This is a genomic window from Exiguobacterium sp. J17977 (assembly GCF_018616375.1).
Classification (GTDB): Bacteria; Bacillota; Bacilli; order Exiguobacteriales; family Exiguobacteriaceae; genus Exiguobacterium; species Exiguobacterium mexicanum.
Window position 1 is genome coordinate 1 of sequence record NZ_JAEQBB010000010.1, and the last position, 23109, is coordinate 23109.

Sequence of the window (23109 nt, forward strand, 5' to 3'; positions counted from 1 at the left end):
GCGTCGATTGGATGCCGTTCGCGCACCAGGAGGCGAGCAGTTCTTTCAAATATTGTTGCCGGGAGCGGTTGTGTTCCTTCGCCCAGTCATCGATCTGCTTCACGATGACTGGGTCGATGTCGCGGAGCAACAGGTTCATCTGCCTGACCACCTTTCTAGAGGCTGTATATTGCTGAGGTCCTAAAAGTTCGTTCAAAGAGCATAAGGGGAAACTGCTATCACTTGTCGTGATAGCCCAGGCAGAGCCTGGGGTTTCCGTGATATCACCAAAAGTCCGAAAGTGGCACGAAATGTGCCAGTAAAACCAGCGATTTGACACGAAATGTGCCACTTAAATCGATAGTTCCCGGAGCCGGACGCGCAATTTGTCGTGCTTTTCTTCGAGCGCTACGACCGACTGTTCGAGCTTTTCAAGTTCTAGTGTGAGCTCGTCACGCTTCCGGCCGAGGTCGAAAATCTCGTTCTCCTGTTCGACCTGTTCGTCGAGCGAGAGGTAGGGAATTTCGTCTTCGAGTTCCTCTTTGTCACGGTCGAGTCGCTCGATCTGTTGCCGTTGTGCTTCGACTGACTGCTGTGCTGTTTCCAAATGCCGTTCGGTCTCCGCGAGCTCGTCCTCGACGAATAGTCTCGTGAAAGTTGTCTCGTCAGATGAGGAGTGACTCGCCTGTTCGATGGTCCGGCGGTCGGTATAGAGTGACGTCAAAAGACTGTTCTCCCGTTCCTCGGATGTGAGTGTGTCGATTGATTGTGACTCATCCAATCCGTAAATCCGGACCGCGAGCTGGTCGAAGTCGCTCGGTACATCTTTCAATTCGAGCACGTATTGATCGTTCCGGTCATACAGCACCATGACTTCCTTCTCGGAATCCGGACGTGCCTTATAGACATAGCGGAAGAGATGATCGTTCATGTTACCTGGTGCTTCATCGAGCGAGAGTCGGATGCGTATTGTCTTGGCCTCCGTATCGTAACTGGACGCGTGGAGCGTCAAGGTATCCCCGTTCGAGAGACGGATTGCCTCGTTGATCGGCGTCTCATTGACCGGTGTCTCCTCGGCGAAGAAGAACGACGAGGTACCGAAAAAGAGGAAGCCGACGACAAAGAATACGCCGAGTACGAGGTAGAACCGGGAGACGTTCTGGGTGAGACGCCGTCGTGTTTGTCGTCGCATCTAGATTCCTCCTTCAGGTGTCAGGTCTTCCATTTCGGTGACAACTAAACGTCCTTCGATGGACTCGAACGTCAGGGCCACCAGTTCTTGCGTCGTCTCTTCATAACCCGTCTCGGTGATCAACAGGTGCTGTTCGAACCGTACGAGGCAATCTTCTCCGGAGAGAGAAGGGAACACCTCGATGTCGCGGACGGTCGTCTCGAACGTGCCGATGTCACTGCCGTCAGCGGCAAAGAGCGTGACCGCGAGTTCTTCCGACATGACATCTGTCGCCTGTCGTTTCTGAGTCGTGTAACTGTCCTTCGAGATGGTGAAGGCATACTCGACGAAGCGCGTCGCGCGTGTCGTCAGCTCCTCCATTCGTTCCGTCTCCGTCGAAGCGACGACTTGTTCGGTGTCCGCTGACGTATCCTCGGAGGTTGCCGATTCAAGGGAAGTGACGCTCTCATTTTTCGTCTCGCTAGGGTCTGAAGTACTCGTGACAGCCGTCACTTGTTGATAGAAAAAGGCGTTCGCCGCGAGTGAAATGAGAAGCAGTACCCCGAACAGATACGCGAGGTGACGTGCGGTGAAGTTCATTCTTCTTCCTCCTTTCCATACATCCATGACTCAAAATCCGAAGACCGGGGCGGGGTCGATATGACCGGACCATTCGCTCGTCTTGATCTCGAAATGCAGATGGTTCCCGCTCGATCGGCCTGTCGTGCCGCAGTACCCGAGCGCCTGCCCAGCGTCGATCTGTTGCCCGGTCTGGACGCCGAGACGACTCAGGTGCGCGTACGCCGTGATGTAGTTGCCGTGTCGGATTTGGACGAGATTGCCGTACGGTCCGCGGTTCCCGCTATAGATGACGGTGCCGCTCTTGACCGCGTGGATCGTGTCGGACGGGGTGCAACTGAAATCGATCCCGGTGTGGTTGTCCCGTTGTCCGAAGACGACGCGCCACCCGAAACGCGATGTCACGTTGAGCGGGATGGCGAGCGGGGAACGTAACCCCGACATCAGTTCTTTCGTGATGACCCCGTCGGCGACGGCGACCGGCGCGAGGTATTTCAACACCGCGTCGACGTATTCGATGTCCCCATAACAGGCACCGTGCTGGACCGCGCTCGGACGATGACAGCGGTAGATGCCGGTGTGTTTCACGCGTTGGTACATCATTTGGGAGAACGAGATAGCGAGCTCTTTCGAGTACCGTCCTCCGTTCTGTTGCACATAGTCAATAAAGCCGCCGCCGAAGTTGTAGCTCTGTAACGTAAGCTGCACGTCACGGTTCGCCCGTTCGAAGACGGACGCGAAATGTTTGACGCCATAGACGATACTTTCTTCGGGCGAGGTGATGCACCCAATCCGTCCACACTTCGATTCGCTCGCCTGCATCGGGTCGTTCCCGCGTCCGCCGCTCTCCTGCATCATGAGCGCGAGCACGAGGTTCGTCTGTTCGGCCAGCCCGTGCTTCGTCAGTTCCGATTCGACCAAGGCTCGATATTGGAGCACCTGGTCACTCACCTGGAGACCGCCTGTTGTGTCGAACGTGACGTCGGTCGGTTGTTCGTTCTGGACACCTGTGAGCGTGTCGAGGATTCCGACGATGAGGATGACCAGGAACAAGACGAGTGCCGCGATGCCGAGCAGGATGAGCCGCCACTTGAGCGTCGCGAGCTGCCATTTCGCCGTGATGGCAAAGTGAGCGGTCCGTTTCGCGGCCGCCCACATCAGGCACCTCCACCGAACAAGGCGAGTTCTTCGGGCGCGACATCGACGTCAAAGATGAGGTTCTGCACGCCGGAGATGCTGAGGACGACACGTCCCGTCTCGAGCGAGGGGATAATCCGCATCTCCGAATTCGAGAGTTGGCCATCAAACACCGTCTGGATGATCGGGATGCTCTCTGCGTCTTGTTCCCCGATGATCTTGTATTGCGTGAGCTGGAAGAGCGACTTGACGTTCTCGGCATTCTCGGACTTCGATCCGGCCGGCACGAAGTCGGTGATCAGATGCGACACGAAGAAGATGCCACCGAAGTACTTGCGCGCCTCGCGCATACATCGTTGCAGATACAGGATGGCCGGTTGCGCGATGTCGCGCGTGTTGATTAAGTGGTGTGCTTCGTCGATGACGATGAGGTACTTGCATGCCTCTTCCGTCCGGAGCACGCCCTGGTTATAGGCCTTCAGTTGACTCGAGCCGTTGGCGATCATCCCGTCCCACAGCATGTTCATGAGCGAGAACACCTGCGCCTGGAACACCTCGTCCCGTAAGCTTGTCAAGTTCCGGAGTGGGAATGAGACGATGAGTGCCTCGTCGAACCGGTCGATCGAGGAGTGGCCGTCGAAGATGTTGCCGTAGTTATGGACGAGGTTCGTGACCGCGAGCTCGATGTTCTCGAGACGCCGTACCCGGTTCGGACTGATCGAATCTTTGATCGACGTGCGTGTGTCATCCGTGTAGAGCTCACGACGCACGAGCTTCAAGAAGTCGGAGAACGTCGGGTACCGGTTCGCCGGATGCGTCGTGATCGGCAGTTCGCCTTGTTCGTCCCAGAGCCCGTGCCGGACGTACAGGTCCCGAAGCAAAATCTCGAACTCGTTCGTCTCTTCCTGCGTCGCTGCCGGGTTGATGTAGTGATAGAACACGGCCATCTTCGAGAGGTGCTGCATGAACGAGAGTGCCTCGTTGGCGCTGCCGTCGTTATTGGTCACCGTCTTATAGACATGGAGCGGATTGATGAGTCCGGCCGATCCGTCGAGCGCGATCTCTTTCCCGCCGAGCTGGCGCACGAGGTCCGAGAACTCGCCCGTGACGTCGAGGATGCGGATCTTGTTGCCCTTGATCGCCTGGTCGAGCACCGTCTTTTTGAGGAGCGTCGACTTGCCGGACCCCATCTTGCCGATCATGAGCGCGTTATAGAACTTGCGCTGTTTGTCCTTATGGAACAGGTCAAAGATGACGCTGCCGTTCGTGTCGGTCGTCCCGTAATACGTGCCGGTCGCGTCCTGGAGCGACGTGAAGTGGAACGGGTAGCCGCCGGCGATAGAGAGGGAAGGAATCTCTTTCCCGCGGCGCCGGTTCGGGAGCTTTTGTTGTTGATCATAGCTCGTGAACAGGCTCTGCCATTCCCATTCCTGTTCGTTCAGGAAAATTGTCGAACGGAAGTTTCGGGCCTCGAGCTCTTCCATCACTTCCTGCACCTTCACCTCGAGCGTGTCGAGCGTCTTCGCCTTTACATAGAGGCGTAGGTGCAGATATTTCATCGTCTCGCCCTGGGTGATCTGTTCGTAGAGCTCGTTCAGCTCCTTATACGTCTCCCGGGCGTCGATGCGGTCGATGTTGTCCTTCGCGTTCTCGAAGCGTGTATTTTGTTCGGCCATCGACTTGTTGATGGTCTGGATGATCTCACGCTTGTCGGCCGTCCCGATGTCGAGCGTCGTCAAAACGCCCGGCATGTTCAAAATCGGTTCGAGCCAGTAGTCATAGACAAGCGACTGATATTTATAGACATGGAGACACGACAGGTAGCCGTCACCGAGCCGGACGAAGTTGGCGTCGAACTTAATGCCGCCTTGCGGCTGGATCTTGGCGATGACATCGGGATTGTAGCCCTTCTCGATCTTGACGGTCTCTGGGTCCTGTTGTTTGGATAACTTGTCACGCAGGCGTTGCCACATATACGTCACTCCTTTCTTCAGGCGTCGAGTTGTGGTTTCGTGTTCGGGTTGTTCAGTTGATAGAGCACATGCACCTTCTGGTCGAGCGTCAGCTCGCGCATCGGGTTCGAGCGGCGGAGCAGTTTATAGAGATGCGTCTTCCGCTCGCGTAGCGTCCGCTCGTCGTCGGCATAAAAAAAGAGGAGATAATCGCGATTGGTGCGATGCTCCTCGAGGTATTCGAGCTCCTGCTTCTTTTTGAGTAAAAAGGGCAGGTAGGCCGGTGTCTGATTTTGTCGAATCTGTCGTTCGATGCTGATCTTCTGCCGCTCGAGACTGAGCGGTGTGTTCAGTGGCACGACCTTGAGCGGGTGCGTGTACGCTTGCAGAAGATAGGCGAGCGAGAACACATCATGGTCCTTTTCCTCCTCGTTCAACGAATAGATGTCTTTCGAGGTGAGCTGGACCATGTCGAGATAGGTCCCATCGCGCATCTCGAACGACTCGAACCCGGTGATGTCGACGACCGGCATCAGTTCGGCGACCGTCGATTTGACGACGACCTTGTCTTTGACCTTCCGTTTCTCGACCACGTCCTGTTCGTCGAGCCAGGTGCCTGTGCGTCTCGGTTCTTGTAGCGTGTCTTCGATGAAAGCCATCTCAATCACCTCCTTTCGTCTGCGCATCGAGCGCGAGATAGGTGTCTTTGCGTTTGATGAGCGCGTAGTAGAGTGCATGGACCATCCGCTTCTGCGGATTCGTCGCCGGCCGGAGTACCATGAACAGCCCGAAGACGATGAGGAAGACCGTGAACGGGATGTGGAGCACGGACGGGATGAACGGGAGCGTCACGAGCCGGAGCACGATGAGCCCGACGAGGAACAGGAAATCATGCAGATAGAGCATCTTGTTGATCTTCAGTTCGGTCGTGACCTCGTTCGGGATCCGATAGTTGCGCATGGGTCATCACTCCTTTTTCTTCATATTGTCAGGTTTAGGCGGCGAGGTCGGATAGATTCGTCGCGACTCTTCCTGGTGCTGGCTATGACGGTGCGTCTGATTTTCACGCACCTGTTCGATGACTTCGGTCTCGACGTCGAGGACGGTGTCCTGATGAATGGTCCGTCGGGCGCGTCCTTGATGTTTCGCTGTTGCCGTATCACTCGAGTCCGTCGTAGAGGACGAAGATGAGGATGAGCCGTTTGAGTGTGGTGCCTCATGAGGTGTCGGTGAAGTCGCGTCGTTTCTGGCTACCAATTCACTGTGACGATGGTCTGGTCCGGATGCTGCATCGATGGACCCGGTGACCGATTCGAGAGGCGATGAAGCTGAGCTTGGAGAATGGCCAGAGATCGAATGATTATGAATCGATTCCGGTCTTTGTGTCTCCGATGACGTAGTTTGATGGTCGGGTCCACGTCCGGGATTCGATTCCGGGTTCGTCGCATGGATTGATTCGGGAGACGTGCGGCCTGACGCTTCCTTCCCGTGTGGAGAGCCTTGCGCTTCCGGTTCTGATTCTTGACCACTGATTGGTTGCGCAACGTCCTTCGGAATTGTCGGTTTGTCTTGATTAGGTTGAGTACGACTTTCGGTTTGATTCGCTTGAGCGATACTGTCTGGATCGTGTTGTCTCTCCGTGTCCGCTCGCTGTGAATCTTGGGTCGCCACACTAAGCGGTGAATCACTTTGCGGCATGGCATTCGAATCCATCCGAGCCGTCGCGGCCTCATGGAGCGAGGGCATCTTTGGTGCGCCTTGTGTGGCACGCGCGACCTTCGAGACCGCATGGGCACCTGCCGAGGTCACGCCTTTCCCGGCGGCATAGGCGCCGAGCGCGACACCCCAGCCCCGTTTTAGCCCCGCATCGATTCCGAACAGCCGCTCGACCACGTTCGGTCCATCAATCAAGGCGACCGAGAAGGCGATGAGGGCGATCAGGTAGGCGAATTCGTCCAAAGTCTCTGCGAGATAGGCGGTCCCGATCGTGTACAACTTGATGGAGACGAAGATCAGGATGATCACGAGGAACGTGTTCAAAATGCTCTGAATGACCTTCTTTGTCTTTTGGCCACTGTGCAGATCGGCCGGTGCGACGAGGATCGCCAAGACATAGTTGAAGGCAAGCTCGAACGAGAGACGCGCCAGTTTGTAGGCGATCGAGAACAGCGTGAAGCCCATGATCCCGAGCGTCACGAAGATGGTCAACCAGTTCGGCTGATAGCGGTAGTAATACTGGTTGTTCCATTCGACGCCACTTTGATCGAGTTTACCGAGACTTGTCTCTTTTCCGTTCCATAGAATATAGGACCCGGCCAACTTGTTTCCGGTTGCCGATAAGTCATAGTTGTTCTTGTCGAAAATCTCGTTGATTCGGATGTTATCAATCAACTCAGTCGGAATGGCATTTAATGATTCGCCTGTATTAGCATCAAAATTCTTCGAATCGTGCTCAATCAAATCATGTACATTCCGCTTTAAGATACTCTCAGATAATGAGGCTTCTCCGTCGTAAAGCGAGTCTGTTCCGATTTCTGCGATTGCCTCATCAGAAAATTCCTGAATTCGGCTCATAGTTGGTGAAAGTAAACCTAAGATCAATAGTGTGATGAACAGGTTGATCAAAAAACTCTCACGTTCAAATTTCTTTTGGAAAATCAACAAGTACCCAGTGAACAAGAAACTTCCTGCTAAAAGAACATACAAAAAAGGTTGAATCGTAAGAACGAACTCAACCACTTGTTCATTATTGAAGAATGTATTGGTTAATAGGATTTGATTCGTGATTGATTCAAGGCCGTCAATCAAGACTGATAGTCCTCTGACAAGAATCCATCCCATTGAGCGCAGTGCGTCATTGACCATACTACTGATTTGGAGTACATCTTCGTATTCCTGTAATTTGGTGATTAAATCGGAATCAGCCATTGAAAGACCCCCAATCTACTGAGTCCTAGTAAAGAAGTCCGCTAACTGTTGTTCGTAATTGTCCGCCGTCAACATTCCAACATTGACTTCATCTGTGACGTTTCCATCTTGAATCGAGTATAGAACGGCACCTTTTAGTTCGTCAGTGTATTCAAAGTTACCACGATCGACAAGTGTCTCGCCATCTGGCTGAAACGTATTATAAAGCGTGACTTGTTGGTTCTCTTCGTTCGCTACCTCTTTTACGAATTCAACGAACTCTTCGAATTCACCATCTTCTTCTTTTACAATCAGCAAATAATCATCCTCTTTGGCTGTCATGACCTTCTCAACGTGTTCAATATCACGTTGAACCAAAGACTCATTGGAATTTGAGCAAGCTCCAAGTAAAAACAAGCTGATTCCTAAAGTACCCGCAAGTAGTTTCCTCATAACGTTTACCCCTCCGTCAGACGATTTTCCCCTTCAATAGATCCGCGACTTTTAAGTTGACGCGGAAGTCGAACTTATCTATTAGTGTAACAGTTTTCGGGATGTCTGAGGTGTCGTCCTGATAGACGGTCAGAAAGCCATCGGTCGTCTGAATGTTGAGAACATCGCCCCGTTCGAGGCGGACACGTTGCGTCTCGATGATCCTCGCGACGACACGCAATTCGTTCTGGATTCGCTTCTCTCTCGCACTCTCGGCCATGGGTTCGGCCTCCTCTCTACGGTGTGCCTTGCTTCAGTTTCTCGAGTCGTTTCGCGATCATCGTGCTCAAAAAGCTCTTCTGGCTGTCGGTGACGGCGTAAACTCCTAGGTTCAGGTTCGTCTCGAACTCAGGGAGGGACATCCCGCCGATGTCATGCCCTTCGAACATCGAGCGGAGGATGCTGTCCTGCAGCACGTCTCGTACCGTCAAGGACTTATCTTCCTGATTCGATGGAGCGTTGATTTCCGTTTCGTCCTTTTTCTTCGCAAAACGGATACGGATCTGTTCGAAGTCGAGACCGGCGTGACGGCATGGGATGTCGATGTCATGCAGGGAGCGGTCCGTGTCGAAGTCGTCCGCCAGGTATTCGTAACGATATTTCATCGCCGTCTTGCCGCTCAGGAAGATCGGATACGACTGGATACGTCGTTTCTTCGTGTCCTGACGCTTGATGACACGGATGATGAGCATCTCGCCCTCTTTGAGTCCCATGACCTCGGTCGCTGTCATGAGCCGACGGCCGTCCACGTTCTCCGTCTTCGATTTCTTGAGCGAGAATGTCTGCCCGGACCGCGATTTCGTGACGATGGTCGCCTCACCGAGCTTCTTCGATATCAGTTCGGCGGTCGACTCATCCGCGGTCAACAGATAGTGCGTGTTCCCACAGTTGCCGTCAATCGTCTTCCAATCCTCTCCGTATAGGTTCTCGAGTTGGGAATAGGCCTGGATAACGAGATTGAAGCGCATGTTGCGCCCGAGACAGACGGTGATGATGTTGGCCATGCCTTCGATCGGCGGCATGTTGCCGAACTCGTCGAGTAAGAAGACGACTTGGCGCTCGCATTTGCCTTGTTTCGTCTGCGAGGCGACCCGGGCGAGCGCCGTGTATACCTGTTTGATGTAGAGCGACGCGATGACGTTGAATGTCGGGTCATAGTCCGGGACGATGAGAAACACCGCCACGGGACGCATATGATACATCACTTCACGGACCTGTATCATCCCATCGATTGCGTAACGGAAACGTCCACTCTCCTCATCATGCGTTTCCAGCTGGATCGTCGCAGTGCTTGAGTCAGTCGAGATTTGAACGGCGTCTCCTGTTCTAAGTGACGACGCGTGGTACACGATGAAGCTGCCATCGTCGTCTGTCGTGAGCGCATGGGTCGTCCCATCGGGAAACGTGAACGTGAGTCGTGTCAAAGGTTCAGTCCGTCCACTGATCCAGCGGTTGAATCCGATGCGTCGCATGTCGAGCGAGTTCATCGACGTCAGCTTCCCGGTCCCGTTCAACGTGAAGATCCCGAGTTTCGCATTCGTATTGGCCAGGATACTGGCCCGTGTCTGCCCACCCGAGAAATGGAGTGTCGCGAACTGGAGCCGGGCTGGGTGGTTCTCCGGGAACCGTTGAAAGAACTCGTCGAGTGCCGAAATCTCCTGCCCTTGCCGCGTCACGACCGTCCGCGACCCGAGGTCCGAGAGCATGAGGGCAACGTTGTACATGTTGATCTTCTCCGGCGTGTCCTTCGCCTCTTCACAGAGACCGAGGATGAGCGCCGTGCACAGGTCGATCGACGAGTTGGCCCAGAACGGGTCCCGTGCCTTCGGGTCATGGTACAACATGAACGCGACCGAGCGCGCATACTGTTGGGCGAGCGAGTAGTTTTCCTCAAGGAACGCATCGATTGTCAGTTGCAACAGGTTGTACGACATCGATTGGAGCGGGTTCATCAGGTTCAACACCTCGACCTGATAGCCGCGTTGTTCGAGCGTCTCCTTCGAGGCGGCGAAGAGCTCGCCTTTCGGGTCGTTGACAATCAGGCTCGCCTGATAACGCGCCCGGCTGTACAGGTCGATTGTCGAGAAGACGAACGTCTCGCCCTTCCCGGATCGGGTTGTGCCGATGATCAGGTTGTTGACGGGGGAGTCATCGATGAACAGCTCGTTCTTGACCCGTCCGACGGGGACACCGCCCAATCCGTCATAGCGCTTCTTCCGATCCGGAACACGACGGTACTGTTGCTTCAATTCATCGAATGAGGTGAAGCGGGCGCTCCCTTTCTGATTCTTTCGCAGATCCCGGAAGTTCAGCCATACCTTGCCGAACACGACAAGACCGATGAACAGACTGAACGCGATCAGTCCGAGCAAGACGATCGAAGAGGGAAGACTCACCTCCAAGAACAAGGAGGGTGAGAGCTTCGGAATCGTCGCTCCGGCCAAAAGCCCTTCTTTTAGAATCGGGGTCATGATTTGTCGAATGATGTTGTAGACCCCGTTCAGCAGATAAAAAATTCCGGCCGGCAACACCAACAGGCAGAACAGGGCGGGGAAGATCAGACGTATCGGGAATCGTGGAGATTGGGACGGAGTTCTCAATTATTTCACCTACCTTAATCTGAATAAAGAATTGTTTGCAGGTCAATTTCTTCTGCAGCGATAGCGACTTGAATCTTCTCACGGGCCGAAGTGTCCTTACTAGAAATTTTCTTTAGTTTCTCGTTCAGTCCGTCGATTGTGGCCTTGATGTTTTGGTACTTGTCGATTTTTTCTTGTACGGCAGGGTCGTTCGTCTTGGACGCCCATTCGTTTGCAAACTCGATGTCCTTGAGAAAGAGATACGCGGTCACTTTTGCCGAAACGCGAGGAGCGGTCCATTCCACGTCATCCGACTTGACCACGGTCTCGTGGTCCCGTTCCAGTGCGGCGATATCGAAGGCGCCCTCATCGGTGGGATGTGACGCTTGAAAGTCTTGAAGACGTTCCAATCTCTCCTGATCCGATAGATTGAGGCCGGCCAGCTTCGTTTCGATCAGGATGGGGTCATCCGTGAGCTCGAGCGCCTTCTGGTCTTCTTCTTCTGCCAGATAAAGGTCGACCAATAAGGCATTCTCTTCCTCGGACCGGTCTTTCCGTTCCAGTAAATCGATTAGTGAGGATTCCTCACCTTTGAGCGCCTGGTCGTAGGCGTCTAACCATGTCTCTTCTCCACCGGTCACTTGTTCGGCGTGTGCCTCTTTATCGATGAACCATTGCGCGGCAGTGAAGAGTGAGGTGAAGAGAATCCCGGCCGTGGCCGCCCCGTAGATGAGGCGGCGTTGCAGGCGGTTGAGGCGTGACTGATAGGTCGACGACACAATCGGGTTCGATTTGACGGACGGACGCTTATAGTCGTCCGGTGTCTCGGACTCGATTTCGTCGAGGAGCCACATCTTCTTCGCGTTATCCTCTTTCTTCGTCCTTATCCGTTGTACCCGGTCATTCACTTGATGATACAGGTTCGGATAGGTCCCTCCGGTCCCGAACGTGAACGTCCCTCGATAGAGCAGTTCATCTTTTTGGTCGAAGAGCCGAAAGTCACCGGAACAGCTCGTCCCTTCCTCGCTACGTGCCTGGTGCAGGTCATGGGTCGCGATGACTGCCTCGACGAAAGTGAGCCGTTCATAGTTTTGGATCCGTGTGTCGGGCACGTCCGTAAATCGTACAAACAACATCTCGTTCCTCCTCTCGTTTCAAGCAACAAAAAAAGCCTTCCGATTGGAACGCTGCGTGCGTGTGCATTAGAATTTGATGTTCTGGTCGACCATTTCGGCGAGCGTGAACGCGCCCATGACGATGATCAGGCCGACGGCGCCCCCGACGAGCCAACCGACCGCCTTCGATCGGCCGCGATCCCCGCCGAAGATGAAGTAGAAGCCCCCAATCGCGAAGGCGATGGCCGCGGCGATGACAGCGAGTCCCTGGAAGAACTGAAGCAAGCTGAGCCCTGTCTCATTGAGTCCCATGTCGTTTCCTCCTTAGTCCTGGTGCGCCGGCGATTTGAAGCTGAGCTTCGCCTCGAGCGCCTCCATGATGAGTTCCTGGTTGTCCTGGATGACCTGTTGATGTTGCTCGTCGAGCCACTCCTCGTAGTCCTTCCCACGGATGCGTAAGAGTTTTTCGGCAAAACTACGGTTCTGTTTCTGTTCTTTTGATGCCACAGTACACACTTCCTTCCCTTGATCTCTAGATGTGCAGCAGCACATCATTAAGGACAGTCGGATTCGGTGCGGTGGGTTTCTAGCCGTTCCCCCACGAACTCTACTCCTCGCTGAGAGAGGAGCTGTACAGGGTTTTTCGATGACCCGGAACGATACGGTGACCTTGTGGCGAGTTTTAGGCGACTCTCGCCGAACCATCTATGCGTAGATCCCGCCCACCCGGTCACTGGTGAGGGACACGCAGGTATGTGATTGGATTAGACCATCCTTAAGGATGTGCTGCTACGTCGGTGTCGGTTACTGTCGGACTCGTTTCCGTTTCTTGACGTGGATGAGCTCGTCATTTGGGTTCTTCCGTTTGGCGAGGACGTGGGCGTCACAGACGACCGTGCGGATCCGATAGTAGAGTTGCGTCAGCTGGACCGCCTCTCCGCTCGCCTTCTCGATGCCGATAAAGCCGTGCAGTTCATACGTCTTCCCGTCGAACGTGCGGACCGAGTCGGCTTGCGGCAGTTCCTTCAGGTCGAACCGGCGTCGCTCGAGCTTTGTGACGGACCGCTTCGCCCCGTATCCGAAGTCGATGGCATCCCACGGGACCGTCGCGAGCGTGTGCCCGAATGCGCGGGCCAGGTGATCGATGTCCGCAATAGACGGTACCGAACGGTTTTGTTCATACTGGCTGATGGCGGGTTGTGAAATCTCTCCAAATGTCCTCTCTGACAGTTCGACCTGTGACCAGCCCGAGAGCCGGCGGTTCTCCTTCAACCACTCCCCGAATCGATACATAAGCCTTCCCCTTTCTGTAAACCAGAGCGGCGACCAAACAGATGTTTCCTTTTGTTGGTTCCAATATAACAGGGTTAGGAAGAAAAATCATCAGTTTTCTGATATGTCAGAAATTTTACAATTGACGATTCTTGTCGAATCCGCTCTACACAAGGGATATCTAGCAACAGCAACTCAATATTTTTAGTTTTGTCGCACAACTGTAAAAAAATAATGCTTTTAGTATAGAAAATAATGACAAGTATTTTGATTTCAAGAGATCGTGGTAGGGTAGAGGAATAGAAAGTTTCGTAAAGAATAAGTGATGAAGAAAGTACTTTGATCGTGGGGTGAGCAAATGGAGTTGAACGAGGCAATCATCGAGCGGATGAAGGAGCTCGCAGCGGAACGAAACATGACGATTCATCAAGTGATTCAAAAAGGTGGGTTAAATCAAGCGACGATTTCAGAACTGATGAGTGGACGTACAAAGCATCCAAAGGTGAGTACAATTCAAAAGTTTTGTAACGGATTAAATATTACCTTAAATGATTTTTTTAATGACAAAAAATTTTTATAGATTATGAATTTTTCTTTCATCTGTTTATCTATTGGGGAGCATATCAAGTCGGGCCAATCGCTTTTTCACTTTCTCATGCTCGTATAGAGCAAAGGTTTTTCAGAGTCCTCAATAATTATTGTTGTTTAACAGTAGAAAAGGACATTACGTTTAGCAATATCCATCTTACTGGATAAACGCAGTGCCCGTTTTCTTTAATGAAAAATTCAAGACCGTTTGTATGTCTTTAAGCGTTCCTTAACCCAAACCAAAGTGTCTTCCGTCATCCTTAAACATAGAAGTGCATCGTAATTTGAAACTGTTTCACGATATAGGACGCCGTCAATTTTCGGTCCCTCTGTAATGTGAGGTCCCAAATTAGAAGTAATTGAATACAGTTGATAAAAAAGTTTAAACCGTGAATATTCAAACCTGTGATCTGTCTGAAATGATATACCCTTATCAGCGGTTCCTTGCATAATATTGTTAGGAACTTTAACTTTTTCAATATGTGTGTCCGTACTTAAGTTAAGTAATCCTTTGACCCACTTATTATCTCCATCATCCTTAAAATGGCTAAACAATCCAGTAATAATGCTTCTGCAGTTAGAGACACAAGAAACATTTTCACCGGCAATATAGTTCTCAATCGCTTCTTGATATAACTCTGCAATTTCAGGATATTTATATGTTAACCAACCATCAATTGAAGAAGGATTTCTAGGGACAATTGAAGTACTTTCAGTGAAAGGAACCACTTTGAATTTACCATCAACATACTTAACGTCTAGATTAAAAACGTTCAGGTTTTTTGATAATATTTTGAAGTCCTCGTTACTCCCTTCAATAATAAAATCACTAACTACATCAGGACCAAGGCTAATTGCTAATTCGAAATTTTCTATCAATGTTGGATCATCCCAAAAACCTTTTTTAAATACATTGACTATATTAATTTCAGACACTATTTCTGCCATAAGTGCAGTGAATCCTTCTATATTTTTCCCGTTTGAATATGATATATCTAAGATTCTTTTGATTACAGAATAAAATTCATCATACATTGGATTTTCGTTTCTACGAGAAGCGAAATAGGAATATGGATTTAGCTTGTTCTCATAAGCGTGATAAAGTCCACTATAACCAGCATTGGATAAAATTCGTTCCCACATTGAGTTGTTGTTTGCACGTAACACAAGTTGATTATTTAAGATAGTCGCGATTTTAGATAATGAAATCATTTCAAAGTTATCCAAAAAGTTCCTCCTATGTAATGTATTCATTGTATGTCTTCAAATCATGATCTGAAAGGTACTTTCTAGCGTTTTTACGAATTAACGTTTAATATTCTTGTAGTCCTCATTCTTAATCTTCACGCCGGCGACGCTAAACTTGATTGATTTCAGTACAGGGGCTTCTTATAATTCGTCCTTTTCAAATATATTTACAATGATTGAAAAATTATCGAACATCTCTACTTTGTTGAATTAAAGTTTTACTTAATCAATTTCACCACGGAACCGCGGTTCTTGTTGTTTCTCTTTCTTCTGTTCTTCTATCCATTCCTCCTCATATTCTCTTTGTTTAAAGTCATACCATTCATTTTGCATTTTAATATAGCGTTCATCTTTTTTCCTCATTTTTTCAGTTTCTTCCCCTGAACCTATCGGACCATAAACTGATTCCCTGCTGTCTTCCTCACCCCACACATTCTTTAAATAAGGATAAGTGTAGTGATAAATAATCGTAGGATTATAAGATTTCCCTTTAAAATATGTATGCCCATTAGAACGAATCTTTGTTAGAACTAGTTCTACTTCTCTAACTTGTCCATATAAACTGACGATACTGTATAATCGTTCTTCATCAGCTCCCATATAATCAATCGTAATATCAATATTTTGTATTTCATGTAACTTTCTTTCCCCCGTTAAAAATTTCCGTCCTTCTTTACTTATTAAAGAAGCAGTAATTATCGTCTTATAGATTTTTAACTTCATTTGAATTTTTACTTTTGTCGAAGGTAACTCGCCACGGTTTTTTACCCGAATGTATAAGTTCTCCTGGTTAAAACGAAGCGGACTTTTTCTAACAGGAAAACCATCTTCCCTGTACTCAAACGCAGTTTCGAAGTCCAAGTTAGCATCCTTGTATTTAATTTCGTCATTATTTAAATCAACTTCTGGAGATAAAGAAAGCTTTGATTGACTCATCTTTTGTGTAAATCGGAAAACAATAAAAACTAGAATAAGATTGAAAAATGCTAAAGCAAACGTCGTAACCGGGTCGAATTTATCGAAGAAATCAATGAACGTATTTATTCCCGTCATCTTTTTTATCCCTACCACATTAAGAACTATACTCATTATTAACATCCCCTTTAAATTCATAATATTGTACAAACATAAGAGGATATACTATTTATTGGTAATCCACTTCATTATCATAATTCATGGCACACAATAGCGGCTACCTTTAAGTGCAAAATTAGTTCTTACACGGGCCTTATCGCACACAATACTGGGTCTTGTTTTAAGATAAGTAATTTTTTACTGAATAGACAATGAAGACATGTAATGAATTATTTAAGACAGCAGAAACCTTACAAGGCGCAACACAGCTGGCTTCTAAATTGCTGATAACAGTAATTAGCCCGTAACGATAAAATTCGTTGCAATTCACAGGGCGAATATACGTATGACAGTTAACAAAAATCCGGAAATACTTTTCAACAAAAACATTCAAGGGTGACTAAGGTAGAAGGGGTCGAAATAAGCGGGGTAGTCGAAAACATTAATAAGTAGCCGGTTAGAGCGTGTCGAACGAGTACGTTAGGGACGCTAAGATACTCCTTGATTCTTCCAGACAGAAATTCTGAATAGCTGTAGTGCCCGAAGTTTCTCGGTTTCTCTTCCACGTGCTGATGATGTTTTTCATAAAGTTGTAGGATCTTCATCAAGTTCCATCTTAAGACGACATTTACTTACTCATAACAGGCCTCTGAAAGACCAAAGCTTTTGCCTTATCATATCGGGTGTTATTTCACCGTATTTACACTTTTAAAAATTTTTCTTTGAATGCTGGGAAGTCTTCTTGCGGTAATTGAATGAGATGTTTTTGCTCCTTCTCGAAGAATTTATAGATCAGCATGTTCTTTTCGTATTACACTCTCCATGTTGCCCTGTAGGAAGGCCGCGAGCTCATGACTCATGGAATCTCGAGTAATGCATGACAGGCGCCAGGATAAGAAGATTGTATCGTATATCCGACCTTGTTCTCGACACTCTCTTTTTCGTTCCCGCTGTAAGAATTATAACTTTGGACTTGGAAATCATAATGGGTCATAAATTGTAGAATTGTGATAGGAGCTCGAGATTTAACATTTTTACAATGAGTAAATTTGTTTTTGAATATCCCATAAGCTTTTGGCTTTTATGACTATTCCTAGATTAATCTCGATTTGAAATTTACTAATTCTATTACTTTGACTATCATCCAACTCCATTATTTCTTTAATCATCACTCCTTTTAAAATCCCCAAAAATAAAGGCTTTCGGTCTCTTTCTTTTGTATTTGTAAAATTTAAGAAAACCGGAGACCCGCTCGATCCTCCCGTTATGTACATATCAATCAGGCACTCAGGTAAACCTTCAAAATCTACTCTTGAATGTGTCGCGGTAATTCCACGTCTAAAAATTGGAAGGTTATTTTTTTCATCATACAAACCATTGGGATATCCCACCATTAAAACATCTTCTACGTAATTTAATTCTTCTAACTGGCTCTCATCAGGAATATGTTTGATACTTAAAGGCTCAAAATATGCGTCAAAAGGCTCGAAATATGGGTTCGGTGATGAAATATAATTTAGTGCGTTTGTAATTTTAATTGCACACAAATCAATATCCGGATCACTATGCATAATCACATGATTTTTTAAAGGATAATTAAGTTTAAATACTTCAGACTTTGTACCCCAGGATTGATTGTAATGTTCCTTCGAAAAAATAATCTTTATATTATTTCCGTTTTCTATTACGTGCTTGTTAGTGACAATTGTTATATATGGTGTTTCACTATCTGCAGATATTTTGTGTACTTTTTTATTGAGAAAGGAAAAGAAAAATCCAGTACCGACTAATCCATTGTCACATTCAATACGAATCACTGAGTAAACGGCAAAGTTAAATATATCCATTAAGATTCTCCTTTTGAAAAAAAATAGTTTTATATGTATTATAATTGAATTCAGTTCATAATAAAAATATCGAATTAATTATCTTAGATTTAATCATATTAAAAAATAATTAACTTGTGATAATATAAGATTATCACAAGTTAATTGATTTTAATTTATCTTAGACAATATAAGTAATACATAAACACTTAATTTATTAATTTAATTACATATGTATTTTATATAAAATACATATGTAATACTTGTTTTCATCAAGTGTTTTATCAAATACGCATTTTGAATTTTAAATATATAGTGAAAAGAGGGAGAAGTATGGAGCTTGAGAAAAAACAACAAGCGTTCGACATAGCGTTGCGAGAACTGACCGGTGCGAACCCAAAATTGGCTGAGGCATTAAGGAAGGACCATATCGATCTAAAAACGTTGACTGACATCGAAATTATCGAATTGTTCTGGGCGACGGAACTGTTCCCAATCTATGCGGACAAGAGCCCGCACACGCGACGCGCATATAAACTGGACCTCGAGTTTATCCTTAATTTTGTGATGACGAAGACCGACGGGTTAAAATACCTAACCGTGCTCGACATCCATCGCTACCTATTCGAGGTGAACGAACAGTATGCCCCACGCACGGCGCAGCGGAAGAACCATATGCTAAAGCGTCTCTTGACCTACCTTCACGTCAACCAGTACCATCTACATAATCTGGCCTTCCACGTGAAGAACCAGCAACGTTCGGAACCGCTCCGGCGTGAGGTCGACTTCGACGAGATCGAGCGGATCGCCGAGTCGTTCCGCCATACCGTCAAGCGGACACAAAAAAAAGAGCTCATGGAGCTCCGGAACGAGACAATCGGTTATTTGTTGTTGACCACAGGTATGCGGGCGGCGGAACTGTTATCAATCAAATTCACCGACGTGAAGCGAAATCAACACACAATCTATCTCGAGGTGAAGGGGAAACGCGACAAGTGGCGTCGCATCCCGCTCACCAAGAAAGCGAGCCATCTCGTGAACCGACTGCAGACATTGATGATGATTGAGGAAGTCTCGTCCCCTTTCATCGCCTTCAGCACGAAAAAAGTTAATAAAGCTATCACCTATGAGACCCTGCGGCTAATGACTCATCAGGCGGTTAGCCATGTCGCGAACGAAGAGAAGATCCCGCCCCACTGGTTCCGCCGGGCTTACATTACAAAGCTCCTGGCGAACGGAAATTCGTTGATAGGGGTGATGCAACTGGTCGGCCATAACTCAATTAACACGACGAATAGTTACTTGCAATCATTAAATCAGCTTTTAGATATTTCAAATAATAAATTGCCATTTAAATAATTTAATATTTTTCGTCGTTTAAAGTGGTTTATTTGGAAATTATCTTTATTACTGTTAACCTAAGGTTAACCTTGACTAGAAACTGCATATCTCTATACTCTTTTATTTTTTATAAAGAGAGTTGATATAGAAAAGTTTTTATTTTCGGTTTTTGACCTAAAAATCCATAAGTCTAGCAGAGTGTAGATTAAGTGCTATGTCTGAATTAGTTGATGAGAGACAGTCCATTGATTTCAATATTGATAGAATTCTCTCTCTTAGTATAATTATTGAATCTAGATTTTAATGTTAATTAGTCTGCTATCAGATATACTTTCTATATTAATGCTATTGATAATTTTCATGAGATGAAAGTTGTGAACAAGCTATATCAACAAAAAATCTAAAATCTTTAATCTGTTATAGAAAGTCTTTCAATCTGTTATTCGACAGAATCACTTTATTTAGAAGAAGAGGCTAGATTGTCAAAATTCAAATAACACCGAGATAAGTATTTGATATCTTCAAAAAAATAAAAAAGTGTACTGGTAATAGAAAGTAGCTTTTTTATTCTTGCTTTAAACCGCCCATTTTTGAAAATACAATAATTTCCACATACTTAAAAGTAATTAAATCTAAGTAGAAAAGAGGAATAAATGGATGATTGTAAAGTATCAAATGTCATATGAAGATTATATGGCGTTACAAAGAGATTCTTTAAAAAGAACAAAATTTCATAGAATAAAATCTAGTATTCTCTTTATATTGCTAACAGCAATGGTGTTTTTATTTGGAATTGTGCTCTCTATTCTTGTTTTGCCTCAATCATCGTACTTAATGTCATTTAAATTGTACCAACTTCTCCCGATATTTATAGGAATCCTGCTTGCCTTGGTAATGATGCGTTATGTTAAAAAGTTTTATGCTTTTGCTACAATTGCAAAACTAAAATTCATGCTTAGAAACGATAAACGTTGGCCTCATGACATCACCTTGAATATACATGAAATCGGTATCGATTTAACATATTCTCGGGAGAATTCAGATACAACGACTAAAGTAGTCTGGGACTCGGTTAAAATAATCGGTCAAGACAAAAATCATCTTTTTTTGTATTATGAAGAAACCGAAGCAATTATTATACCTACAAGTCATAATGTATTAGAAAAAGAACAACACGAAATACTCCGAAAACTACTTAAGCAACATTTAAATTATGAGCTCCAAAATAATAGTGACTAAATCTACCTTCGGGATAATTATCTTTACTATTCAATTTCATACAAAAATAAAAATTATAATTAATTATATATGTTTGTAACTTGATATTACCAAATATTATTTAAATAAACTCAAAAGATTAACACTCTATGAAAATTCAGCTTTCATGGGGTGTTTTTGATAATCAAATATTTAAAGACGTCGAAAATTGGTCTCGGCGAGCACTATTTGAATGGAAGAGTTTAGAATACAGTCCACAAAAAATGAGACACTAAATAATTTAGTTAGGCGACCTTTAGAAACTGAGTCGTTTCTTGATGCGACGATGATTGTAAACCTCGATGTAGCGCTCGAGCTCCTGTTTGAAATGAGCCATAGCCTTAAACTTCTTGAGCTCGGACTTGAGCACGGGGAAGAAGCTTGAAGGTCATCTCCACAAGAATTTACATCCCGAGGCGACGATCCATTTGGACCAAAGGTTCCGCTATACTCATCCGGCTTATCAATCGCGGTTCGTGGGAACTGTATCGACAACGCACCAATCGAGTCCTTCTTCGGGAATCTAAAAAATAATGTCGACTATTACAACTGCGAACGCAAGCAACGGAACCTTAAAAAAATAACCCCGGAACAATACCAGGGCCATCTGATCGCCGCATAGAAATCGATGCACTTTATATTAATCTGTCCATAAAATTAGGCTCAGTTCATCAATGTTACGAAGCTCTTTTTATTTCGCCTCATGCTCTGTCTCATCTATACTCTTTTCTAAATTTCAATTAAATTAATTTCCCGTATTCTTCTTTAACATAACTCCTTCGGTTGTTAAAAATCACTTCCCACCAGCCTTCTACACTTCCGGAAATCTCAAATTTATCTCCCTTCATTGTCTTACCCATTTTTTTAGATTTATCTGTTGTTTTTTCATAAATGTAAGTAAAATTATCTAAATTGTGAATTTCAATAGTGCCTAGAGATTTTATAGAATTTGAGTCGTTGGAATCCATTGAATTCAAAGCTACTCGATCAATATACAATAGTGCTCCAATTTGAAGATTGTGAGGTATAACTTCTGGATTATTCATCTCCAGTTGTTTTACGGGCACATTGTATTTTTGACTTATAGACCAAAGGGTATCTCCTGAAACAATTTTGTAAGTTCGATTCTTTGTTTGAGTTGTTTGCAACTCAGTCTTAGTCTTAAGAACAAGGCTGTAATGTTTAGCCACTGCATCTGCCACAAGAGCTCCTGCAGTTCTCAGTTTTTCCTTCTTTCTAAGAACCTGAATATCAGTAGTAGAATCCATAAATCCGCCTTCAATAAGAACAGCTGGCATGTGATGATGGTTAATAACTTGCCAGTTTGTGTGTTTAATCCCCCTATCTCTAAGGCCATAACCTTTAACAAGAGCTGGATGAACCGCATTAGCAAGAGCCAATGAAGCTGCATTTGGATTTACTTTTGTAAATGTCTCTGTTCCTCCATGTGAGCCCCACACGCCTAAATAAGCATTATGATGAAATGAGATGTATGCTTTACCTCCGAGATTAACCGCCTTTTTAACTCGTTCTGCTAACGCAACATCGACAACGCCTGTTCTATCGTCTACTCGCTCGACTTTGGCGTCTTTATATTGAATCATTCGTGCTTCAAACCCACTAGCAATTTCATTGTTAAATGTCCATTCTCTCTCTCCATCCGGAGATCTTTTCCCCGGGGTACTTATGGCATGACCCGCATCTATGATAAAAAGTATATCGGACATCACTATATCCTCCTTTCATTTTTTATCTTTGAATTCATGAAGTTCTTGACGTATCTCTGTAACATCTTCCGTCAGACTTCCATAACTAGTCACTAATTTTGAAAATTCAAATTTCATATCATTTAAGAATCCATACAGTTTCTCTTCACGCCTTGAAGAAGTATTCAAAACATAAATTAAGAGCCAGATAAATAGCCCTACGAAGATACTGTCCTTCATTCCAAACTCTAAAAGCAATAGTTCCAAATTCCCTCTCCTCTCAAATGTGCCTTTCTTAATTCAAATCTTATTTTAAATTTAAATAGAAAAAGAAAAAGACGGGATTAAATCCCGTCTATCCTATATTTAATTTTTAATAGATGGCGTTGTATAATAGCCCGCTCGAATCCCCGTCTCTGCCCACGTGTTTGATGAGAAGTATTTCCACTGTGTAGCGCCTGCCCGACGATATCCCGTAATGTACAAGCGATCTGGATAAGTAGCTCCAGAAGTCGAGGTTCCATCTGTTCGGATTTCTGATCCTGTTGGAAGCGTCTCAATCAAAGTAGTTCCACTGTAAACCCGTACCTGTCTTCGAGTTTCAAAGATCAGTTGAGACGAAGAAATAACTCTTTTCGCAAACTTCGAGCCATACGCCAAAGATGTTCCAATTTTGTTAGAGCTATATGCCTCTTCATAACAAGGAATAAATCCTTCTGTAGTGTATGCATAAATCACTGAATACTTGATGTAATTCTGATCGGTATGAAGATAACTTGATCTGGCAAACGTTTCACCTACGCCAAAGTATCCGACTTTTTTGTTATTTAAATTGTAAAGATCAATTTGAGATGACAATGAAGTAATTTTATGAAGGGTCGGCATT

At 46.3% G+C, this 23109-nt stretch carries 24 protein-coding genes; 3 read left to right on the plus strand and 21 right to left on the minus strand.

Annotation, left to right across the window (positions count from 1 at the left end; all coding sequences use genetic code 11):
* Nucleotides 1-331 precede the first annotated feature (331 nt).
* The 14 genes from KNO58_RS14210 to KNO58_RS14275 all read right to left on the minus strand — a co-directional run bounded on the left by KNO58_RS14210 (nucleotide 332) and on the right by KNO58_RS14275 (nucleotide 13204).
* Nucleotides 332-1171, minus strand: a complete 840-nt coding sequence (locus KNO58_RS14210; protein ID WP_214754945.1) for a hypothetical protein — start codon at nucleotides 1169-1171, stop codon at nucleotides 332-334.
* On the minus strand, nucleotides 1172-1750 hold the full coding sequence (locus tag KNO58_RS14215) for a hypothetical protein (protein ID WP_214754947.1): 579 nt from the start codon (nucleotides 1748-1750) through the stop codon (nucleotides 1172-1174).
* Nucleotides 1751-1780: 30 nt separating this feature from the next.
* On the minus strand, nucleotides 1781-2887 hold the full coding sequence (locus KNO58_RS14220; RefSeq protein WP_214754949.1) for a lysozyme family protein: 1107 nt from the start codon (nucleotides 2885-2887) through the stop codon (nucleotides 1781-1783).
* Nucleotides 2887-4839: a VirB4 family type IV secretion system protein gene (locus tag KNO58_RS14225; RefSeq protein WP_214754951.1), complete on the minus strand. Its 1953-nt coding sequence runs from the start codon at nucleotides 4837-4839 to the stop codon at nucleotides 2887-2889. Before KNO58_RS14225 ends, KNO58_RS14220 begins: the two co-directional genes overlap by 1 nt.
* A gap of 17 nt (nucleotides 4840-4856) precedes the next feature.
* Nucleotides 4857-5477 carry a hypothetical protein gene (locus tag KNO58_RS14230; RefSeq protein ID WP_214754953.1) on the minus strand — a complete coding sequence of 207 codons (621 nt, stop codon included), beginning with the start codon at nucleotides 5475-5477 and terminating at the stop codon, nucleotides 4857-4859.
* Between the two features lies 1 nt (nucleotide 5478).
* Nucleotides 5479-5778, minus strand: a complete 300-nt coding sequence (locus KNO58_RS14235; RefSeq protein WP_214754955.1) for a DUF5592 family protein — start codon at nucleotides 5776-5778, stop codon at nucleotides 5479-5481.
* A gap of 6 nt (nucleotides 5779-5784) precedes the next feature.
* Nucleotides 5785-7746, minus strand: a complete 1962-nt coding sequence (locus KNO58_RS14240) for a pLS20_p028 family conjugation system transmembrane protein (protein WP_214754957.1) — start codon at nucleotides 7744-7746, stop codon at nucleotides 5785-5787.
* A 15-nt stretch (nucleotides 7747-7761) separates the two neighbouring features.
* Nucleotides 7762-8178: a hypothetical protein gene (locus KNO58_RS14245; RefSeq protein WP_214754959.1), complete on the minus strand. Its 417-nt coding sequence runs from the start codon at nucleotides 8176-8178 to the stop codon at nucleotides 7762-7764.
* 16 nt (nucleotides 8179-8194) lie between these two features.
* Nucleotides 8195-8437 (minus strand): hypothetical protein, encoded by a 243-nt coding sequence (locus KNO58_RS14250; protein WP_131486085.1) that lies wholly within the window; start codon nucleotides 8435-8437, stop codon nucleotides 8195-8197.
* Between the two features lie 16 nt (nucleotides 8438-8453).
* Nucleotides 8454-10817 (minus strand): VirD4-like conjugal transfer protein, CD1115 family, encoded by a 2364-nt coding sequence (locus tag KNO58_RS14255; RefSeq protein ID WP_214754961.1) that lies wholly within the window; start codon nucleotides 10815-10817, stop codon nucleotides 8454-8456.
* 14 nt (nucleotides 10818-10831) lie between these two features.
* Nucleotides 10832-11932 carry a hypothetical protein gene (locus KNO58_RS14260; RefSeq protein ID WP_214754963.1) on the minus strand — a complete coding sequence of 367 codons (1101 nt, stop codon included), beginning with the start codon at nucleotides 11930-11932 and terminating at the stop codon, nucleotides 10832-10834.
* A gap of 66 nt (nucleotides 11933-11998) precedes the next feature.
* Complete coding sequence (locus KNO58_RS14265) at nucleotides 11999-12223, minus strand: hypothetical protein (RefSeq protein ID WP_012390467.1); 225 nt, start codon at nucleotides 12221-12223, stop codon at nucleotides 11999-12001.
* Nucleotides 12224-12235: 12 nt separating this feature from the next.
* A complete protein-coding gene (locus KNO58_RS14270; protein ID WP_051627825.1) occupies nucleotides 12236-12418 on the minus strand; it encodes a hypothetical protein in 183 nt (60 codons plus the stop codon).
* Nucleotides 12419-12715: 297 nt separating this feature from the next.
* Complete coding sequence (locus KNO58_RS14275; RefSeq protein ID WP_214754965.1) at nucleotides 12716-13204, minus strand: helix-turn-helix domain-containing protein; 489 nt, start codon at nucleotides 13202-13204, stop codon at nucleotides 12716-12718.
* A 367-nt stretch (nucleotides 13205-13571) separates the two neighbouring features.
* On the opposite strand from KNO58_RS14275, the gene KNO58_RS14280 reads away from it, so the two are divergent.
* On the plus strand, nucleotides 13572-13763 hold the full coding sequence (locus KNO58_RS14280) for a helix-turn-helix domain-containing protein (RefSeq protein WP_260570663.1): 192 nt from the start codon (nucleotides 13572-13574) through the stop codon (nucleotides 13761-13763).
* Nucleotides 13764-13969: 206 nt separating this feature from the next.
* Here the strand turns inward: KNO58_RS14280 and KNO58_RS14285 are convergent, their stop codons facing one another.
* From KNO58_RS14285 to KNO58_RS14295, 3 genes are all read right to left on the minus strand, one after another.
* Nucleotides 13970-14998, minus strand: coding sequence for a hypothetical protein (locus KNO58_RS14285; protein ID WP_214754970.1), 1029 nt, complete (start codon nucleotides 14996-14998; stop codon nucleotides 13970-13972).
* Between the two features lie 243 nt (nucleotides 14999-15241).
* Entirely contained in the window at nucleotides 15242-16108 is an 867-nt protein-coding gene (locus KNO58_RS14290) for a hypothetical protein (RefSeq protein WP_214754972.1), read from the minus strand.
* Nucleotides 16109-17127: 1019 nt separating this feature from the next.
* On the minus strand, nucleotides 17128-17940 hold the full coding sequence (locus tag KNO58_RS14295) for a S1 family peptidase (RefSeq protein WP_214754974.1): 813 nt from the start codon (nucleotides 17938-17940) through the stop codon (nucleotides 17128-17130).
* A 312-nt stretch (nucleotides 17941-18252) separates the two neighbouring features.
* Between KNO58_RS14295 and KNO58_RS14300 the strand changes: the two genes are divergently transcribed.
* Nucleotides 18253-19278, plus strand: coding sequence for a tyrosine-type recombinase/integrase (locus KNO58_RS14300; protein ID WP_214754976.1), 1026 nt, complete (start codon nucleotides 18253-18255; stop codon nucleotides 19276-19278).
* A 639-nt stretch (nucleotides 19279-19917) separates the two neighbouring features.
* Nucleotides 19918-20499 carry a YcxB family protein gene (locus KNO58_RS14305; protein ID WP_214754978.1) on the plus strand — a complete coding sequence of 194 codons (582 nt, stop codon included), beginning with the start codon at nucleotides 19918-19920 and terminating at the stop codon, nucleotides 20497-20499.
* Nucleotides 20500-20773: 274 nt separating this feature from the next.
* Here KNO58_RS14305 and KNO58_RS14310 read toward each other — a convergent pair whose 3' ends face one another.
* The 4 genes from KNO58_RS14310 to KNO58_RS14325 all read right to left on the minus strand — a co-directional run bounded on the left by KNO58_RS14310 (nucleotide 20774) and on the right by KNO58_RS14325 (nucleotide 23108).
* Nucleotides 20774-20887, minus strand: coding sequence for an IS3 family transposase (locus KNO58_RS14310; RefSeq protein ID WP_214754980.1), 114 nt, complete (start codon nucleotides 20885-20887; stop codon nucleotides 20774-20776).
* A gap of 370 nt (nucleotides 20888-21257) precedes the next feature.
* The gene (locus KNO58_RS14315) at nucleotides 21258-22244 is read right to left on the minus strand and encodes an N-acetylmuramoyl-L-alanine amidase (protein ID WP_214754982.1); all 987 of its coding nucleotides are present in this window, start codon (nucleotides 22242-22244) and stop codon (nucleotides 21258-21260) included.
* Nucleotides 22245-22259: 15 nt separating this feature from the next.
* Complete coding sequence (locus tag KNO58_RS14320; RefSeq protein WP_214754984.1) at nucleotides 22260-22490, minus strand: BhlA/UviB family holin-like peptide; 231 nt, start codon at nucleotides 22488-22490, stop codon at nucleotides 22260-22262.
* Nucleotides 22491-22589: 99 nt separating this feature from the next.
* Nucleotides 22590-23108, minus strand: coding sequence for a hypothetical protein (locus tag KNO58_RS14325; protein ID WP_214754986.1), 519 nt, complete (start codon nucleotides 23106-23108; stop codon nucleotides 22590-22592).
* Nucleotide 23109 lies beyond the last annotated feature (1 nt).

Bases quoted from the DNA above. Each gene is read 5' to 3' on its own strand.
- KNO58_RS14250 (WP_131486085.1), bottom strand. From the start codon at position 8,437: ATGGCCGAGAGTGCGAGAGAGAAGCGAATCCAGAACGAATTGCGTGTC.
- KNO58_RS14290 (WP_214754972.1), bottom strand. From the start codon at position 16,108: ATGAGTATAGTTCTTAATGTGGTAGGGATAAAAAAGATGACGGGAATA.
- KNO58_RS14220 (WP_214754949.1), bottom strand. From the start codon at position 2,887: ATGTGGGCGGCCGCGAAACGGACCGCTCACTTTGCCATCACGGCGAAA.
- KNO58_RS14295 (WP_214754974.1), bottom strand. From the start codon at position 17,940: ATGGATATATTTAACTTTGCCGTTTACTCAGTGATTCGTATTGAATGT.
- KNO58_RS14325 (WP_214754986.1), bottom strand. From the start codon at position 23,108: ATGCCGACCCTTCATAAAATTACTTCATTGTCATCTCAAATTGATCTT.
- KNO58_RS14235 (WP_214754955.1), bottom strand. From the start codon at position 5,778: ATGCGCAACTATCGGATCCCGAACGAGGTCACGACCGAACTGAAGATC.
- KNO58_RS14225 (WP_214754951.1), bottom strand. From the start codon at position 4,839: ATGTGGCAACGCCTGCGTGACAAGTTATCCAAACAACAGGACCCAGAG.
- KNO58_RS14230 (WP_214754953.1), bottom strand. From the start codon at position 5,477: ATGGCTTTCATCGAAGACACGCTACAAGAACCGAGACGCACAGGCACC.
- KNO58_RS14265 (WP_012390467.1), bottom strand. From the start codon at position 12,223: ATGGGACTCAATGAGACAGGGCTCAGCTTGCTTCAGTTCTTCCAGGGA.
- KNO58_RS14245 (WP_214754959.1), bottom strand. From the start codon at position 8,178: ATGAGGAAACTACTTGCGGGTACTTTAGGAATCAGCTTGTTTTTACTT.
- KNO58_RS14240 (WP_214754957.1), bottom strand. From the start codon at position 7,746: ATGGCTGATTCCGATTTAATCACCAAATTACAGGAATACGAAGATGTA.
- KNO58_RS14300 (WP_214754976.1), top strand. From the start codon at position 18,253: ATGGAGCTTGAGAAAAAACAACAAGCGTTCGACATAGCGTTGCGAGAA.
- KNO58_RS14275 (WP_214754965.1), bottom strand. From the start codon at position 13,204: ATGTATCGATTCGGGGAGTGGTTGAAGGAGAACCGCCGGCTCTCGGGC.
- KNO58_RS14305 (WP_214754978.1), top strand. From the start codon at position 19,918: ATGATTGTAAAGTATCAAATGTCATATGAAGATTATATGGCGTTACAA.
- KNO58_RS14210 (WP_214754945.1), bottom strand. From the start codon at position 1,171: ATGCGACGACAAACACGACGGCGTCTCACCCAGAACGTCTCCCGGTTC.
- KNO58_RS14260 (WP_214754963.1), bottom strand. From the start codon at position 11,932: ATGTTGTTTGTACGATTTACGGACGTGCCCGACACACGGATCCAAAAC.
- KNO58_RS14215 (WP_214754947.1), bottom strand. From the start codon at position 1,750: ATGAACTTCACCGCACGTCACCTCGCGTATCTGTTCGGGGTACTGCTT.
- KNO58_RS14280 (WP_260570663.1), top strand. From the start codon at position 13,572: ATGAAGGAGCTCGCAGCGGAACGAAACATGACGATTCATCAAGTGATT.
- KNO58_RS14315 (WP_214754982.1), bottom strand. From the start codon at position 22,244: ATGTCCGATATACTTTTTATCATAGATGCGGGTCATGCCATAAGTACC.